Here is a 15,338-nt window from a genome sequence, read left to right as displayed (position 1 = left end):
TCATCGATCCCGTCATAAAGCCATCTCCAACTGCGCGACCGGCGCAAAGCTGCGGCGGTGATGCGGGGTAGGCCCGTGGCGGCGCAATGCCTCCAGGTGCTGTGCCGTACCGTAACCGGCGTTGCGCTCCCAGCCATAGTGGGGGTGCGCCAGCGCCAGTTCGCGCATCAGCCGGTCGCGGTGCTCCTTGGCGATGATCGACGCCGCCGAGATGCAGGGCTCGATCGCGTCCCCGCCCACGATGGCGCGGGCCTGCCAGCGCCAGTCGGCAGTGCGGCCCGCCGGTGTCAGATTGCCGTCGATCAGCACCTCGTGCGGCTCCTCGTCCAGCCCGGCGCAAAGCGCGGAAACGGCGCGGGTCATCGCCAGCATGGTGGCCCCGAAGATGTTGAGACGGTCGATCTCATCGACCTCCACGACGCCCACGGCCCAACGGCAGCGGCGCTTGATCGTCGTTTCCAGCACCGCGCGGCGCTTGCCGGTGAGCTTCTTGGAATCGTCCAGCCCGGAAGGCCGGGGCTTGCACAGCACCACCGCGCCCGCCACGACCGGACCGGCCAGCGGCCCCCGGCCCGCCTCGTCCACACCGATGACAAGACGGCCGGCACCGGAACGACCACTACCAGACAGGGATTCAAACGACATGACCAAGCGGGTGATCTCCAGACCCTTCGTTGCGGCGGTATCGCCCGTCGCGCTCGTGCTGGCAAGCTGCGGCGCGGCGGCCACCGGGGAGAAGGCTTCGGCGGAAACATCCGCAGAACCCCCGTTCAAGGTCGAACAGGTCGCCGGTTTCGACGAGCCCTGGGCCATGGCCATCGACAGGGCAACGGGCGCGATGATCGTCACCGAGAAGAAGGGCACGATCAGGCTGCGCCTGGCGGATGGCACGCCGGGCACCGTCTCGGGCGCGCCGAAAGTCGCTTACGGCGGCCAGGGCGGCCTTGGCGACGTAGCCTTCGCCCCGGGGCAGAGCGGCCCTACCCTGAACGGCCGGGTGATCTACCTGAGCTGGGCCGAAGCCGGCGCCGGAGACACGCGGGGCGCCGTGGTCGGCCGGGGCACCCTCTCCTGCCCCCAGCCGGCGAGTTGCGCGATCGAAGGCCTCTCGGTGATCTGGCGGCAGGTGCCCAAGGTGAAGGGACAGGGCCACTATTCGCACCGCATCGCCTTCTCGCCGGATGGCAAGTACCTGTTCGTCAGTTCCGGCGAACGGCAGAAATTCACGCCCGCACAGGATCTCGGCACCAATCTCGGAAAGATCGTCCGCCTCCTGCCCGATGGCACTCCCGCGCCTGGCAATCCTTATGCGGACAAGGGCGCGCCGACCGACCAGATCTGGTCCTACGGCCACCGCAACGTGCTGGGCCTGGCCTTCGACGGCGAGGGGCGGCTCTGGGATCTGGAGCACGGCCCGGCGGGCGGCGACGAACTCAATCTCGTGAAGCCGGGACAGAACTACGGCTGGCCGCTGGTGTCGGACGGCGATCACTATGACGGCAAGCCGATCCCGCGCCATGCCACCCGCCCTGATCTTGCCGCGCCCGCGATAAGCTGGAACCCCGTTATCGCGCCGGGCGACTTCATCTTCTACACCGGCGCCCTGTTCCCCCAGTGGAAGGACCAGGTCCTGATCGCCTCCTTCACCGTTCCGGGACTGGTGCGCGTGCGGATCGACGGGGAAAAAGCCACCGAGGAAGCGCGCTACCCGCTCGACAACCGCATCCGCGAGATCGAACAGGGCCTGGACGGCACGATCTGGCTGCTCGAGGACGGCCCCGCCGATGCTTCCGGGCACCTGCTGAAGCTGACCCCGAAGTCCTGACCGGACTTTCGCCGGATTCCGAATTGAATCGACAAAAGCGCGTGCCGACCCTATCGGCCCGCGCCATGTCCCAGACTGCCACCCTTATTCCGCTCGACAATGTCGACCCCGTTCTCGTCGAGGCTCTCCTCGATAGCGCGTTCGAGCCCGAGCGACACCAGCGCACCGCCTACAAGGTTCGCGAAGGCGTGGAATGGCTGCCGGGCCTGAGCTTCGCGGCGCTCGACGCCGATGAAATGCTCGTCGGCACGATCCAGTGCTGGCCGGTCGCGCTCAACGATCCGGAGGGCCGCGCCCATCCGATGATCATGGTCGGCCCGGTCGCCGTCATGCCCGGACATCAGGGACAGGGATTCGGCCAGGCGCTGATGTCGGCGGCGATGGCCGGTATCGACTCGCGCGCGCCGCTGCCGCAGGTCATGGTCGGCGATCCCGAGTACTACGGCCGCTTCTGGGGCTATACCAACGAATGGACGCAAGGCTGGAACATGCCCGGCCCGTTCGAGCGGCATCGCCTGCTGGTCCGCTGCGACAATCCCGCGGTCCTGCCGCGCGAAGGCATGCTGGGGCCCTGGCTGCGATAATTCGCTCCGGCGCGGGATACGATCCCGCGCTCTGGACCTTGGCGTATCAGGCCCTATCTGGCATCGCAGACCGATGCCCTATGAACCGCCGCCAGAACTGAACGCGCTTTCGCTTGCCCAGGTGGCCGACCTGCTGGCCGCCCGCAAGCTTCCCCCCGTGGCCGACTGGTCCCCCCGGATCACCGGCGACAGCGAGATGACGATCCGCGCCGATGGTCGCTGGTTCCACCAGGGCGGCGAAATCCAGCGCCATGCCATGGTCCGCGCCTTCGCGTCGCTGATCCTGCGCGAAGCCGATGGCCGGCACTGGCTGGTCACCCCGGTCGAGAAGCTGTCGATCGAGGTGGAGGATGCCGCTTTCATCGCCGTGGACGTGCGGCAGGACGAAGGTTCGCTCGTGTTCCGCCTCAACACCGATGATCTCGTGATTGCCGGGCGCGAACATCCCATCCGCGTCGAGGGCGACCCGGAAACGCCCGCGATCTATCTTGGCGTGCGCAACGGCGCCGAAGCCCGCCTGAACCGCAGCACTTACGGCCAGCTCGTGGAGATCGCGCTGGCCGGGGGCGAGCTTGCGGTTTCCAGCCAGGGCGAGACTTTCGGGCTGGTTCCCTCATGAGCGCGCTCTTCGCCGATGTTTCGCGACGGTTCGAAGCCGGGCACGATACCATGCCTGACGAACTCTGGATCGATCCGCGCATTCACCAGATCGAGACGTTCAAGCCCGCCGCCGTGCTGATCGCGCTGACGGAGCGCCCGCGCCCGGGCATGCTGCTGCTTCACCGCCCTTCAACCATGCGCGCGCATCCGGGGCAGATCGCCTTCCCCGGCGGCCGGCTCGATCCGGGCGAAACCGCTGTCGAGGCGGCCCTGCGCGAAGCGGAGGAAGAACTCGGCATCCATCCGCGCGATGTGCAGGTGATCGGCACCAGCGATCTCTACCGCACCGGCAGCGGATACGAGATCACGCCGGTGATCGGCGTGGTTCCGCCCGATCTCGAAATCCGGCCCAACCCGGCCGAAGTCGCGCAATGGTTCGAGGCACCTGTCGAATTCGTGCTCGATCCGGCAAACCAGAAGACCCGGTGGATCGACTGGGAAGGCGGCCGCCACGCCTTCGTCGAGATCACCTGGCACGACCACCGCATCTGGGGCGTCACCGGCGCCATCCTTCACAATCTTGCCCGCAGGCTGAACTGGAATGACTGAGACACTGACCGCCGACTGGATGGCCCGCGAAGACCTCGCCGCGCTCGTTGCCGCGCTGGGCCATGAAAATGCCCGCTACGTGGGCGGCGCCGTGCGCGACACCCTGCTCGGCCAGCCGGTGAAGGACATCGACATGGCCACCGTCCTTCCGCCCGAGGAAACGATGCGCCGCCTGCAGGAAGCGGGCATCCGCCATGTCCCCACCGGCATCGATCATGGCACCGTCACTGCCGTCCTCCCCGGCGGCCCGGTGGAGATCACCACCTTGCGCCACGACGTCTCGACCGACGGCCGCCGCGCTACCGTGGCTTTCGCCACCGACTGGCGCGAGGATGCGGCCCGCCGCGATTTCACGATGAACGCGCTCTATGCCGATCCGGTGGGCGGAGAGCTGTTCGACTGGTTCGGCGGGCTTGAGGACCTCTCCGCCCGGCGCGTGCGCTTCATCGGCGATGCCCGTCAGCGCATCCGCGAGGATCACTTGCGCATCCTGCGCTACTTCCGCTTCCAGGCCCGGTTCGGAACCACCCCGGCAAACGAGGAAGCCGAAAGCGCCTGCTCCGAGCTCGCGCCCACGCTCAAGGGTCTCTCGCGCGAGCGTGTGGGCATGGAAATGATGAACCTGCTCGGCCTGCCCGACCCGGCGCCGACCGTGCAGCGCATGGCGGAACTGGGCGTGCTGGAAGTGATCCTGCCAGAGGCCGACACCGCCGCCCTCGCCGCGCTCATCGCCGCCGAACGGGCGCAGGCTGCCGGGCCCGATCCGGTCCGTCGCCTTGCCGCGCTGCTGCCCGCGCAAGTGCCACTGGCCGAACAGGTCGCCTCGCGCTTCCGTCTCTCCGGCGCCCAGAAGAAGCGCCTCGCGGTCGCCGCTGCGCGAAACGGAGCCCCCGGCGAGCCGCGCGCCCTTGCCTATCGCCTCGGCATGGACGGCGCGCTTGACCGGTTGTTGATCGCAGGCGCCGATTGCACCGCCTTGACGGGCTGGAACGTGCCGCAGTTTCCGCTGAAAGGCGGCCAGATCGTCGCCCGCGGCGTGGGTGCCGGGCCCGAGGTCGCCCGCGTGCTGCGGCAGGTGGAAGAGCGCTGGGTGGCGGAAGGCTTCCCCGGCGAAGCGCGGATTTCGGAACTGCTCGACGCGGAACTCGCCGGGCAAGCTTCTTGAACGTGGATGAACTCGGCGGGCTGCTTTACCGGCAGCCGCTGCTGGCGCTGACGATCGGCGCCATCCTCGTGGCCGTGCTGGCCGGGATGCTGGCGGCCCGCCGTCCCCGGCTCGGCCATGCCTTGCGCAATCTCTCCCACTTCGGCCTGATCGCCGCGCTCCTGCTGACGGTAGCGCAAGTGGCCCTGCACAATACGCGCTCGGAAGCGGCGCTCTGGCTGGACGAGCCCCGGCCGCCCTCGATCGAAGGCAGCGAAACCATCGTGCCGCTTCGAGCGGACGGTCATTACTGGATACAGGCCCGGCTCCAGGGCGAGCCGGTTGATTTCCTGGTCGATACCGGGGCGACCTATACCGGCATCTCGAAATCGGTCGCCGCGCGCGCAGGGATCGAACCCGATGCCGGTGACCGGGGCGTGATGCTCGATACGGCCAATGGCACCATCGTCGCGCGTATGGCGACGGCCGGCTCACTGGATTTCGGGTCGATCTCCGCCCGCGACCTGCCCGTCGCCATCGGCCCTGACAACGAAGTGGAAACCAACGTCATCGGCATGAACCTGCTGTCCCGGCTGGCCAGTTGGCGGGTCGAGGGAGACCGGCTGATCCTCGTTCCCCGCAATGGGCGGGGAACGTGATTCCGTCAGCGTTCCGACAGCATGTTCATGGCATGATCGGGTAATGGATTTTCCCGGACTCCTGACTTTCCTTGCCGGCCAGCCCTTGCTGGCACTGGCGCTGGCGGCGATTTTCGTCTCGGTGCTGGGCGGTCTGCTGCGCGGCGCGTTGCCGTTGCTTGGCGGATTCCTTCGCGGCATGGGCAACCTCGGCGTCGTGGCCGCCCTGCTGCTGACCGTGGCGCAGGCGACCCGGCTCACCAGCGGCGCCGACTTTGCGCTTCCCGGCATCGAACTGCCCGAGCTCGGTCTTTCGCGCCAGAGCGTGAGCGGCGGCGAAACGCGCGTGCCGATGGCGCCTGACGGTCACTTCTGGGTCAAGGCCACGATCAACGGCGTGAAGGGCGATTTTCTCGTCGATACCGGCGCCACGCTCACCGCGATCTCGCCTAGAGTGGCGAATAGTGCCGAAGTCCGCCCGCAGACCATGCGGCAGGACATCGCGATGCGCACCGCGAACGGCACGGTCGCGGCCCGGCTCGGCACGGTCGATGAGCTGCGCTTCGGCAGCGTCGTCGCGCGTCAGCTTGACGTGGTGGTCGCGCCGGGGCTGGAGGACCAGAACGTCATCGGCATGAACCTGCTTTCGCGGCTGGCGAGCTGGCGCGTCGAGGGGCGCACGCTGATCCTCGTGCCGCATCACCCGCAACCGGCAACCTGATTTTCGTACGGATCGGCGCGCTCCCGGAACGGAACCGGGACGGCGCGCGAACTCAGTCCTGGAACTTGTTGTCGCGCGGGAAGCCGACCGGCGGCAGCCGGCCCGCCGCACCGCGCGCGACCTTCCACATCACCGTGTCCTTCTCGGTCCGCGTACGGCCGCTTTCGCCGCCCATGGTCCAGGAAAGGCCGTCCTCCAGCTTCAGCGTGGTGATGTCCGACATGCCGCCGTCACGGTAGCGCTGGAGCGTCACGCCCTGCCCCTTTGCCATGACCGGGAGTTCTTCGAGACTGAAGATCACCAGCTTGCGATTGTCGCCCACGACCGCGACGTGATCGTGCTCGGCCGGGATTTCCCGCACGACGACCAGCTGCACGCCCGGCTTGGTGGACATGACCGCACGGCCCTTGCGGGTTTCGGCCAGAAGTTCGTCGGTTTCCGCCGCGAAGCCGCGCCCGATGTTGGAGGCCAGCAACAACTGCGCCTTGGGCCTGTATGGCAGGGCCGCAACGATATGCGCCTCGGTGTCGATGTCGATCATCGTGCGGATCGGCTCGCCAAAGCCGCGCGCGCCGGGCAGTTTGTCCGCACCGAGCGTGTAGAAGCGCCCGTTGTCCACCGCGAGCAGGATCTTGTCGGTCGTCTGCGCGTGGAAGGCATAGGCCGGGCCGTCGCCTTCCTTGAACTTGAAATCGCCGTCCAGGGCGACATGCCCCTTGGCGGCGCGTATCCAGCCCTTGGCCGAGAGGATCACCGTGACCGGCTCCTTCTCGATCATCGCGTCCATGCTGAACTCGACCGTTGGCGTGGCCTGCGCGATCGTGGTGCGGCGACGGCCAAGCTCGGTATTCTCGGCATAGTCCTTGCGCAAGTTGGCAAGGTCGCGCTTGAGCCGGGTCCGCTGGCGCGCCGGGCTTTCGAGCAGCTTGTTGAGCTCTTCCTGCTCCCGAAGCAGTTCCTCGTGCTCCTTGCGAAGCTCCATTTCCTCAAGCTTGCGCAAGGACCGCAGGCGCATGTTGAGGATGGCTTCGGCCTGACGGTCGGTCAGCTCGAACTCGGCCATCATCACCGGCTTGGGCTCATCCTCGGTACGGATGATCTCGATGATCCGGTCAAGGTTGAGATAGGCGATGATGTAGCCGGCAACCAGTTCCAGCCGCGAGGCGATCTTTTCCAGCCTGTGCCGGGTACGGCGCAGCAGGATGTCGATCTGGCTGTAGACCCATTCCGACAGCAGCAGCTTGAGCCCCAGCACACCCGGCGTGCGGTGCGAATCCAGCACGTTGAGGTTGAGCGAGAAACGGCTTTCGAGGTCGGTCAGCCGGTAGAGGCTTTCCTTCAGCAGTTCCGGATCGACATTGCGGCTCTTGGGCACGAAGACGATGCGGATCTGCTCGTCGCTCTCGTCGCGAATGTCTTCGAGGATCGGCAGCTTGCGGTCGGCGATGAGCTGGGCGACCTGCTCGATCAGCTTGCCCTTGGCCAGCATGTAGGGGATTTCGGAAATGACGAGCTGCCACTGGCCGCTGCCCAGTTTCTCGACCCCGGTTTCCTCCCAGTTGCCCGCCTCGTCCTTTCCGCAGGAAAAGCGGCCGCGCACGCGGAAGGCGCCCTTGCCGGTGGCATAGGCGTGGCTGATCGCCTCCGGGCTGTCCACCACGAGGCCGCCGGTGGCAAAGTCCGGGCCGTGGAAGACCTGCATGAGCTGGTCATGCTCGGCATGGGGATTGTCGATCAGCATCAAGGTCGCGTCGATGATCTCCGCGACGTTGTGGCTGGGGATCGAGGTAGCCATGCCCACGGCGATGCCGGTGGCGCCGTTCGCCAGCAGGTTCGGGAACAGGCCGGGGAATATCTCCGGCTCGCTTTCCTCGCCGTTGTAGGTGGGAACGAAGTCGACCGTGCCTTCGTCCAGCCCGGCCATCAGGTGGATCGCCGTGCGCGTCAGGCGCGCTTCGGTGTAGCGGTAGGCCGCCGCGTTATCGCCGTCGATATTGCCGAAGTTGCCCTGCCCCTGCACCAGCGGATAGCGCAGCGAGAAGTCCTGCGCGAGGCGGACCATGGCGTCGTAGACCGAGGCATCGCCATGCGGGTGATACTTACCGATCACGTCGCCAACGACGCGCGCGGACTTCTTGTAGGCATTGCCCGGATCAAGCTTGAGCTGCCGCATCGCCCAGAGCAGACGGCGATGCACGGGTTTCAGTCCATCTCGCAAGTCCGGCAGCGAACGGGCCGTGATCGTGGACAGGGCATAGACAAGATAGCGCTCTGAGAGCGCAGCATCGAAAGGCGCATCGACGATGGCGTCGAAAGGATCTGAGTCTTCGTCGGTCGTGGTCACCATGGCACGGACCCTAGCAGCGCCCTTCCCAGTGCCAAAGTCGCTTTTCAGCGTTTTCCATAAGCTTGCCGCTCGGATAGCGTCTGCCTTCGAATCAGCGCGCCATCAAAAGGGGGAAACGATGCGCAAGACATTCATGGCCTTGGCTTTACTGGCGCTTGCCGGTTGCGGAGGCGAGTCTCCTCGCGACCTTCGAAAAGTCACCACTTCCGACAGCAAGGAAGAAGTCGCTGCAGGGAGCAGCGATCCCATTGCCGTGAGCGCACCGAATGCGCCGAAGATCGCCTATGTCTACGAATACGGCTACCGCCTGAGCGCTGCCGCCATCCCGCAAGTCCAGCGCAAACAGGCCGATCTCTGCGAAAAGCAAGGCCCGCAGGTCTGCCAGATCCTCGACATGAAGCAGAGCGGCGCCGAGGGCGACTATGCCTCGGGTTCCCTCTCGCTCGCCGTCGCGGCCCCTCGCGCCCGCTCATTCGGAACCGAACTCGGCAAAATCGCCGGCGCCGCTGAAGGGGAACAGGTTTCAAGCGGGATTTCGGGTGAGGATCTCTCGAAGCAGATCGTCGATACCGAGGCCCGCCTGCGCGCCCGCACCGTGCTGCGTGACCGGCTGATGGAAGTGCTGGCCAGCCGCAAGGGCACCGTCGCCGAACTGGTCGAAGCGGAACGCGGAGTCGCCAAGGTCAATGAAGAGATCGACGAAGCGAAAAGCTGGCTCGCGGAAATGCAAGGCCGCGTCGATTACAGCCGGATAAACATATCCTACGAAGCCGGAACACCGTCGAGCGGCGGTTTCATGGGACCGATCCGAGGCGCTCTCGGCAATGTGGGGACCGTACTGGGCGCTGTCATCGGCTTCCTCATCCTCGCCGCAGCCGTCATCGTACCGCTGGGTTTGGTCGGACTGGGCATCCGCTATGGAATGAGCCTGTATCGCCGCCGCACGCAACCGGGCGAGGAAGCCTGAACAGGCCGAAGTCGTCATCCCGGACTGTTCCGGGGTGACGATCAGCCGATCTGCATGTCCCGTGAAACGCCCGGAATCCTGACCTCCAAACCGTCCAGCGCCTGAGTCAGTTCGATCTGGCAGGACAGGCGGCTGGTCCGCGCAACTCCGGCGGCGAGGTCGAGCATGTCTTCCTCGTCCATCGAGGCCGGTTCCAGCCTGTCGAACCAGTCGGGCGCGACGATCACGTGGCAGGTCGAGCAGGCCATCTGCCCCTCGCACGTTCCTTCGAGCGGCATACCGGCAGCTTGCGCCACACGCAGCAGAACGTCTCCCGTCTCGGCCTCGGCCAGAACGAGTTTTCCTTCCGCGGTCAAAAACCTCACGTTCAGCAACTCAGACTCCCTGCGCCGCTGCTGCGGCTTCTATTCGTATGCAGGCATCCTTCAGCTCCCCAAGGTCACTATATCGCCCGAATCCCAGACGGATAGAGGCTTTGGCGCCGGAATCGGAAAGTCCGAGCGCCTTGAGCACGTGGCTGGGCCGTCCCGAGCCGCTGGCACAGGCGGAACCGGCGGAAAACGCCACGTTCCTGAGGTCGGACATCAGCCGCGCCACATCGAGCCCCGGCAAGCGCAAGTTGAGATTTCCGCGCCAGCGATCTGTGGACGAGCCGTTGAGGGTCCAGCGCGCCAGCACTGCGCGCGCGGCATCCCACAACGCCTCGACACGCGCGGCGTCCTCTTCCATCCGCGCTGCCGCGAGCGATGCGGCCACGCCGAACCCGGCGCACAGCGCGGGACTGAGCGTGCCCGAACGCAGGCCCTGCTCCTGCCCGCCACCGTGCATCATCGGCGCCAACTCCAGCCCATCACGCACCCAGAGCGCCCCGATCCCCTTCGGTCCATAAAGCTTGTGGGCCGAGATCGCGATCAGGTCCGCGCCGACAGGCGCCGCGATCTTGCCCGCCCCCTGGACGGCATCGCAAAGGAACAGCGCGCCTGCGGCATGAGCGGCTCGGGCAAAAGCTTCGACCGGCTGGATCGTGCCGATCTCGTTGTTGACCTGCATGACGGCGACAAGGCCCGTCCCTTCCGCGATCTTCGTGGCCGGATCGACCAGCCCCTCCGCGTTCACCGGCAGGATGGAAACCGCCGGATCGAGCGCCCGCGCCGTGTCGAGCACGGCGGCATGTTCGATGGCGGAAACCGCAAGGCTCCGCGCCCTGCTCCCCGCCATGGCGAGATTGATCGCCTCGGTCGCACCGGAAGTGAAGATCACCCGCCCGCCCGGCGGCAGCAAGGCGGCAACCTGATCGCGTGCCACTTCAACGATGGCGGCAGCGGCCCGGCCCGGCCGGTGCGGGCTATGGGGGTTGGCGAAGCCCACCGCTTCCGGCCCGCCCAGCCATGGCAGCATGGCCTCGCGCGCTTCGGGAGCCAGCGGCGTCGTCGCCTGATAGTCGAGATAGATCATGCCGCGCGCCGGCTTCCGGCAATCGCGCGCCAGGCATCAAGGAAGCGCGCGATATCGGCCTCGCAAGTCTCGCGGCCGATCGAGACCCGGATCACTTCCGTCGGATGCGGATAGTTCATCGCCTCCAGAACGTGACTGGTCCTGAGCGATCCAGAGGAACAGGCGCTTCCCGCAGAGACGGCGATGCCCATGGCGTCGAACCGGATGAGCTGCGCGGCGGAAGACAGCCCCGGCATCCGGTAACCGCCGATTGTCGGGCTTCGTTCGGCTTCGCCGCCGACCACTTCACCCCCGGCCGCCAGGATTTCCGTCTCGAGCAGGGCGCGAAGCCTGCGGGCCTCGACCATCCATTCGCTGCCGGCCTCCAGCGCGGCGACCATTGCCAGCGCGCCGGGGAGGTTCTCGGTTCCCGCACGGTAGCCGCGCTCCTGACCACCGCTCGGTTCGAGCAAGGCCCAGTCGCGCACCAGCAGCGCGCCCGTGCCGATGGGGCCGCCGAACTTGTGCGCCGCCAGGGCGATGAGGTCGGCGGGTGGCAATGAGAGCTTCCCCGCGCCTTGCGCACAGTCGGCAAGCAACACGCCGCCGGCGGCTTTCACCGCCTCGGCGACTTCGGCCAGCGGCTGGATCACGCCCGTTTCGGAATTGACCTGCTGCACCGCGACCAGCCCCTCCAGCGCCGCACCCGCCGGATCGACCCGGCCCGAGGAGTCCACCGCAAGCCTTGCTGCCGCCGCGCCATGACGCAGCACCGCCTCGTGCTCGATGGGAGAAACCGCAGAAAGCGCACGTTTCGATCCGCGAATGGCAATGGCGAGAGCCTCGCTCGCACCCGAAGTGAAAATCAGTTCACCCTGCCACCCGAGCAGCCCTTTCATCCGGACACGCGCGTCTTCGAGCGCGGCACGCGCCGAGCGCCCCTGCCGGTGAGGGCTCGAAGGATTGGCCCAGAAAGCCGCACCTTCCAGCCATGCATCGCGCGCCTGGGGCAGGAGCGGCGTGGTCGCCGCGTGGTCGAGATAGATCTGTTGAGCTGACATCGCTTGAAAAGTTGTTTTCGGAGCCAAGGTTTCTATATAGCGAACTTCCCTTTTTCCACTCCCGCGATGGCTGGCGAGAATTTCGCCGCCGTTTCGCGGGAGTTTCAACAGGTCAGGTTCGCAGACACATGCCCGCAGTCATCTTCCCCGGACCCGAAGGTCGCCTTGAAGGCCGTTTCCAGCCGGCACCGCGTCCGCGCGCGCCCGTGGCGATGATCCTCCACCCGCACCCCCAGGCCGGCGGGACGATGAACGACCGCATCACCCAGCACCTCTACAAGACGTTCGTGGCGCGCGGCTTCGCCACCCTGCGCTTCAATTTCCGCGGCGTCGGCCGCAGCCAGGGCAGCTTCGACAATGGCGTGGGCGAACTGTCCGACGCCGCCGCCGCGCTTGACTGGGTGCAGTCGATCCATCCCGAAGCCTCGACCACCTGGATCGCGGGCTACTCGTTCGGTGCGCTGATCGGCATGCAGCTGCTGATGCGCCGCCCGGAAATCCGCGGCTTCATCTCGGTAGCCCCGCCGGCGAACATGTACGACTTCTCGTTCCTGGCGCCCTGCCCCGCATCGGGCATCATCGTGCAGGGCGCGGCAGACACGGTGGTTACGCCAGGCGCCGTGCAGAAGCTGGTCGACAAGCTGCGCACGCAGAAGCACATCACCATCCATCACGACGAAATCCCGCGCGCCAACCACTTCTTCGAAAATGAAGTGCCGGATCTCATGCGCTCGGTAGACAACTACCTCGACATGCGCCTCGCGCCGGATTGCCCGATCAAGTAACGCCCTGAACCTGACCCAAGGCGTTTCGAACGGATGAGCGGCGCCGGAGATTTAATCCGGCGCCGTTTTCGCATCTCCCGCGCGCGCCAGCGTATCGCCGTTGGAATTGGGCAAGGTCCAGATCGCCACGTTGACGGTGAGCACGCCCGCCAGCACCAGCATCAATCCGGCCTGCTTGCGATTGCCGCCGCGTCGGTAGAGCGCCAGCGCGCCCAGCAGGAGCGCGATGATGGCCAGGATCATGAGTGAGAGTGCAATATCCATGGCTTTTTCCTAGCGCAGACGTTTGCCGCAATCGAGCGGGTTTGACTCGAAGACATCGCCTCGCCAGTTTCGCCGCCATGCAAGACACCCAGACCAAGGCCGCATCCCTCTCGCGGCGCACCACCCTCCAGTTCCTTGCCGCCGGCACCGCCAGCATCGCCCTGCCCGGCGTAGCACAGGCCGCGGCAGGCGCTGCTTCCGGAAACCCTGCCCAGCAGAAAGCCGCCGCGCTGCTCGATTCGGCCGCGTGGAGACTGCTCGACCACAACCCCGAAGGGGCGACCGGACTGGGCATCGACGTGGGCGCCCATGCCGCCCTGCGTGCCAAGGCCGAAGACCGCTCGTTCGCGGGCAAGGCCGCGCTCGCCAGGATCCTGCGGGAAGATCTCGCCCGCGTGGAAGCGGTGCCGACCGCGGGCCTGGACCATGCCACGCAGACCAGCCTCGCAGTGGTGCGCAGCGCCTACCGCACCTCGCTGGACGGGTTTGCGCAGCCCTACGGCGATGTCGCGGTGGGCGGCTGGCGCAATACGCCCTACGTCGTGATCCAGAACGTCGGCGCCTATCTCGACACGCCCAAGTTCCTCGACGCCGACCATCCGGTGAAGAACGGCGCCGATGCTGAGGCTTATCTCGCCCGTCTCGCCAAGTTCGACGACCAGCTCGACGGCGAACTGGAACGCATCCGCAAGGCCACCGACCAGGGCCTCGTCCCGCCCGATTTCCTGCTCGACCGCGCGATCGCGCAGATGACCAGCACGATCGAGGACGCCCGCAACAACGGCGGCGGCCTCGTCGCTTCGCTCGTGGGCCGCACCGCCTCGATCCCCGGAGACTGGGACCGCCGCGCCAAGGCCATCGTGTCCGCCGAAGTCGTGCCCGCGCTCGAACGCCAGCTTGCCGAACTCAAGCGCCAGCGCGGTCTGGCCAAGAGCGATCCCGGAATGCGCGAACGCCCGCACGGCGCCGAGTTCTACGCCTGGGCCCTGCGCGCCAGCACGACCACGCCTGTCCCCGCCGAGGAAATCCACCGACGCGGGATCGAGGAACTGGCCGCGCTCCATGGCCGCATGGACCCCATCCTCCAGAAGCTCGGCTATACCACCGGCACCGTTGGCGAACGGATGACCGCGCTCGGCACCGACAAGCGCTTCATGTTCGCCGAAGGCGACCCCGGCCGCACCGAGATCATGGCCTTCATCCGCCATCGGATCGACTGGATCCGCGCCCAGATGCCGCGCGCCTTCCGCGATCCGGTGAAGGGGAACGTCGAGGTTCGCCGCCTGCCGCTGGCCGAGGAGCCCGGCGCGCCGACCGCATATGGCGGCGCCGGATCGATCGACGGTTCGGTTCCGGGCAAGATGTGGATCAACTTGCGCACCACCGACCTGCACCGCAAGTACGACCTGCCGACCCTGGTCCACCATGAAGCGATCCCCGGTCACGTCTGGCAGGGCGAATATGCCAACCGCCTGCCGCTGATCCGCTCGATCCTGGCCTTCAACGCCTATTCCGAAGGCTGGGCGCTTTACGGCGAGCAGCTTGCGGACGAACTCGGCGCCTATGCCGACGATCCCGTCGGCCAGCTCGGCTACCTGCAGTCGATCGCTTTCCGGGCCTGCCGCATGGTCGTGGACACCGGCCTCCACGCCAAGGGCTGGAGCCGCGAACAGGCGGTGCGCTTCTTCATGGAGAAGAACGGCAACAAGCGCGAGGAAGTGGTCAACGAAGTGGACCGCTACTGCTCATGGCCGGGCCAGGCCTGCGGCTACAAGATGGGTCATTCCGAGATCAACCGCCAGCGCAGCCGCGCACAGGCGGCGCTTGGCGCACGCTACGACCTGAGAGACTTCGACCAGGCCGTGGTCGATGGCGGCAACGTCCCGCTCGACGTGCTGGCGAAGAACATCGACAGCTACATCGCCACCGGCAAGGCGGGCTGACCGACACTGAAATGTCGTCCCGGGACAGTCCCGGAGACGATAGACCGGCTTACTTCTTGCCGAAGAAGCCCTTCGCAAGGTCGGTCAGGTCATCCATGACGCTGCCGTCTCCGTCCTTGTCGAGAAAAGCGGTGAACTTCGCGGGATCGCCGCCCACCAGACTGGCGAACTGGCTGAGCGAGCCTTCGCCGCCGATCGCCGCGATCACCTGCTGGATCGTGCCGACACCAAGCCCGGTCTTTTCCGCCGCGAGTTGTGCGGTGTCGCCCTCCTGCTTATGCGCGAGGCCCAGCGCGGCGATCGCCTGCTCCGCCTGCGCGGGCTCAAGGCCGAGCTTGGAGGCGAGGTTAGCCACATCCGGATGGTCGCTGACTTGTCCAAGGATACCGTCGAAAAGTCCCATGGTCGTATCTCCT

Annotated in this window: 17 protein-coding genes; 10 read left to right on the top strand and 7 right to left on the bottom strand. The window is 66.7% G+C overall.

All coding sequences use genetic code 11. From position 1 onward, the window contains the following. Positions 1-12: 12 nt before the first annotated feature. Positions 13-645 carry a ribonuclease HII gene (locus ADT71_RS25955; protein WP_054441577.1) on the bottom strand — a complete coding sequence of 211 codons (633 nt, stop codon included), beginning with the start codon at positions 643-645 and terminating at the stop codon, positions 13-15. On the opposite strand from ADT71_RS25955, the gene ADT71_RS25950 reads away from it, so the two are divergent. The 7 genes from ADT71_RS25950 (at position 644) to ADT71_RS25920 (ending at position 6,121) form a co-directional block, all read left to right on the top strand. After that, positions 644-1,825, top strand: a complete 1,182-nt coding sequence (locus ADT71_RS25950; protein ID WP_054441576.1) for a PQQ-dependent sugar dehydrogenase — start codon at positions 644-646, stop codon at positions 1,823-1,825. The two genes, ADT71_RS25955 and ADT71_RS25950, sit on opposite strands and share 2 nt — an antisense overlap. Before the next feature lie 65 nt (positions 1,826-1,890). Next, on the top strand, positions 1,891-2,409 hold the full coding sequence (locus ADT71_RS25945; RefSeq protein ID WP_054441574.1) for a GNAT family N-acetyltransferase: 519 nt from the start codon (positions 1,891-1,893) through the stop codon (positions 2,407-2,409). Positions 2,410-2,482: 73 nt separating this feature from the next. Continuing rightward, positions 2,483-3,028, top strand: a complete 546-nt coding sequence (locus ADT71_RS25940; protein ID WP_054441572.1) for a DUF1285 domain-containing protein — start codon at positions 2,483-2,485, stop codon at positions 3,026-3,028. Then, positions 3,025-3,618: a CoA pyrophosphatase gene (locus ADT71_RS25935; RefSeq protein WP_054441571.1), complete on the top strand. Its 594-nt coding sequence runs from the start codon at positions 3,025-3,027 to the stop codon at positions 3,616-3,618. Before ADT71_RS25940 ends, ADT71_RS25935 begins: the two co-directional genes overlap by 4 nt. After that, on the top strand, positions 3,611-4,783 hold the full coding sequence (locus ADT71_RS25930) for a CCA tRNA nucleotidyltransferase (protein WP_054441569.1): 1,173 nt from the start codon (positions 3,611-3,613) through the stop codon (positions 4,781-4,783). Before ADT71_RS25935 ends, ADT71_RS25930 begins: the two co-directional genes overlap by 8 nt. A 2-nt stretch (positions 4,784-4,785) precedes the next feature. Further along, entirely contained in the window at positions 4,786-5,421 is a 636-nt protein-coding gene (locus ADT71_RS25925) for a TIGR02281 family clan AA aspartic protease (RefSeq protein WP_231636211.1), read from the top strand. A gap of 43 nt (positions 5,422-5,464) precedes the next feature. Continuing rightward, the gene (locus ADT71_RS25920; RefSeq protein ID WP_054441563.1) at positions 5,465-6,121 is read left to right on the top strand and encodes a TIGR02281 family clan AA aspartic protease; all 657 of its coding nucleotides are present in this window, start codon (positions 5,465-5,467) and stop codon (positions 6,119-6,121) included. 52 nt (positions 6,122-6,173) lie between these two features. On the opposite strand, the gene parC is transcribed toward ADT71_RS25920, so the two are convergent. Next, the gene (parC, locus tag ADT71_RS25915; protein ID WP_054441560.1) at positions 6,174-8,468 is read right to left on the bottom strand and encodes a DNA topoisomerase IV subunit A; all 2,295 of its coding nucleotides are present in this window, start codon (positions 8,466-8,468) and stop codon (positions 6,174-6,176) included. 118 nt (positions 8,469-8,586) lie between these two features. Between parC and ADT71_RS25910 the strand changes: the two genes are divergently transcribed. Continuing rightward, a complete protein-coding gene (locus ADT71_RS25910) occupies positions 8,587-9,435 on the top strand; it encodes a DUF4349 domain-containing protein (protein WP_054441558.1) in 849 nt (282 codons plus the stop codon). A gap of 41 nt (positions 9,436-9,476) precedes the next feature. Here the strand turns inward: ADT71_RS25910 and ADT71_RS25905 are convergent, their stop codons facing one another. Genes ADT71_RS25905 through ADT71_RS25895 form a run of 3 tightly spaced genes read right to left on the bottom strand, consistent with a single transcriptional unit; the run spans position 9,477 to position 11,930 of the window. Further along, positions 9,477-9,806: a 2Fe-2S iron-sulfur cluster-binding protein gene (locus ADT71_RS25905; RefSeq protein WP_369818345.1), complete on the bottom strand. Its 330-nt coding sequence runs from the start codon at positions 9,804-9,806 to the stop codon at positions 9,477-9,479. Positions 9,807-9,810: 4 nt separating this feature from the next. Then, positions 9,811-10,890: a cysteine desulfurase family protein gene (locus ADT71_RS25900; protein WP_054441554.1), complete on the bottom strand. Its 1,080-nt coding sequence runs from the start codon at positions 10,888-10,890 to the stop codon at positions 9,811-9,813. Next, positions 10,887-11,930: a cysteine desulfurase family protein gene (locus ADT71_RS25895; protein WP_054441552.1), complete on the bottom strand. Its 1,044-nt coding sequence runs from the start codon at positions 11,928-11,930 to the stop codon at positions 10,887-10,889. The genes ADT71_RS25900 and ADT71_RS25895 overlap by 4 nt, the downstream gene beginning before the upstream one ends. A 128-nt stretch (positions 11,931-12,058) precedes the next feature. Between ADT71_RS25895 and ADT71_RS25890 the strand changes: the two genes are divergently transcribed. After that, on the top strand, positions 12,059-12,715 hold the full coding sequence (locus tag ADT71_RS25890) for an alpha/beta hydrolase (RefSeq protein ID WP_054441549.1): 657 nt from the start codon (positions 12,059-12,061) through the stop codon (positions 12,713-12,715). Positions 12,716-12,766: 51 nt separating this feature from the next. Here the strand turns inward: ADT71_RS25890 and ADT71_RS25885 are convergent, their stop codons facing one another. Beyond that, complete coding sequence (locus tag ADT71_RS25885; RefSeq protein WP_054441546.1) at positions 12,767-12,979, bottom strand: hypothetical protein; 213 nt, start codon at positions 12,977-12,979, stop codon at positions 12,767-12,769. Between the two features lie 77 nt (positions 12,980-13,056). On the opposite strand from ADT71_RS25885, the gene ADT71_RS25880 reads away from it, so the two are divergent. After that, positions 13,057-14,922: a DUF885 family protein gene (locus ADT71_RS25880; protein WP_054441544.1), complete on the top strand. Its 1,866-nt coding sequence runs from the start codon at positions 13,057-13,059 to the stop codon at positions 14,920-14,922. A gap of 49 nt (positions 14,923-14,971) precedes the next feature. Here the strand turns inward: ADT71_RS25880 and ADT71_RS25875 are convergent, their stop codons facing one another. Next, the gene (locus tag ADT71_RS25875) at positions 14,972-15,325 is read right to left on the bottom strand and encodes a hypothetical protein (protein ID WP_054441542.1); all 354 of its coding nucleotides are present in this window, start codon (positions 15,323-15,325) and stop codon (positions 14,972-14,974) included. Between the last annotated feature and the right edge of the window lie 13 nt (positions 15,326-15,338).

The organism is Novosphingobium sp. ST904 (genome assembly GCF_001298105.1).
Lineage (GTDB): Bacteria > Pseudomonadota > Alphaproteobacteria > Sphingomonadales > Sphingomonadaceae > Novosphingobium.
The sequence above is the reverse complement of the archived record's forward strand: the minus strand, read 5'-3'. Positions and strand labels throughout refer to the sequence as shown.

What these genes read in the sequence shown, in the direction of transcription:
- ADT71_RS25950 (WP_054441576.1), top strand. Translation starts at nt 644, where the DNA reads ATGACCAAGCGGGTGATCTCCAGACCCTTCGTTGCGGCGGTATCGCCC.
- ADT71_RS25955 (WP_054441577.1), bottom strand. Translation starts at nt 645, where the DNA reads ATGTCGTTTGAATCCCTGTCTGGTAGTGGTCGTTCCGGTGCCGGCCGT.
- ADT71_RS25945 (WP_054441574.1), top strand. Translation starts at nt 1,891, where the DNA reads ATGTCCCAGACTGCCACCCTTATTCCGCTCGACAATGTCGACCCCGTT.
- ADT71_RS25940 (WP_054441572.1), top strand. Translation starts at nt 2,483, where the DNA reads ATGCCCTATGAACCGCCGCCAGAACTGAACGCGCTTTCGCTTGCCCAG.
- ADT71_RS25935 (WP_054441571.1), top strand. Translation starts at nt 3,025, where the DNA reads ATGAGCGCGCTCTTCGCCGATGTTTCGCGACGGTTCGAAGCCGGGCAC.
- ADT71_RS25930 (WP_054441569.1), top strand. Translation starts at nt 3,611, where the DNA reads ATGACTGAGACACTGACCGCCGACTGGATGGCCCGCGAAGACCTCGCC.
- ADT71_RS25920 (WP_054441563.1), top strand. Translation starts at nt 5,465, where the DNA reads ATGGATTTTCCCGGACTCCTGACTTTCCTTGCCGGCCAGCCCTTGCTG.
- parC (WP_054441560.1), bottom strand. Translation starts at nt 8,468, where the DNA reads ATGGTGACCACGACCGACGAAGACTCAGATCCTTTCGACGCCATCGTC.
- ADT71_RS25910 (WP_054441558.1), top strand. Translation starts at nt 8,587, where the DNA reads ATGCGCAAGACATTCATGGCCTTGGCTTTACTGGCGCTTGCCGGTTGC.
- ADT71_RS25900 (WP_054441554.1), bottom strand. Translation starts at nt 10,890, where the DNA reads ATGATCTATCTCGACTATCAGGCGACGACGCCGCTGGCTCCCGAAGCG.
- ADT71_RS25895 (WP_054441552.1), bottom strand. Translation starts at nt 11,930, where the DNA reads ATGTCAGCTCAACAGATCTATCTCGACCACGCGGCGACCACGCCGCTC.
- ADT71_RS25890 (WP_054441549.1), top strand. Translation starts at nt 12,059, where the DNA reads ATGCCCGCAGTCATCTTCCCCGGACCCGAAGGTCGCCTTGAAGGCCGT.
- ADT71_RS25885 (WP_054441546.1), bottom strand. Translation starts at nt 12,979, where the DNA reads ATGGATATTGCACTCTCACTCATGATCCTGGCCATCATCGCGCTCCTG.
- ADT71_RS25880 (WP_054441544.1), top strand. Translation starts at nt 13,057, where the DNA reads ATGCAAGACACCCAGACCAAGGCCGCATCCCTCTCGCGGCGCACCACC.
- ADT71_RS25875 (WP_054441542.1), bottom strand. Translation starts at nt 15,325, where the DNA reads ATGGGACTTTTCGACGGTATCCTTGGACAAGTCAGCGACCATCCGGAT.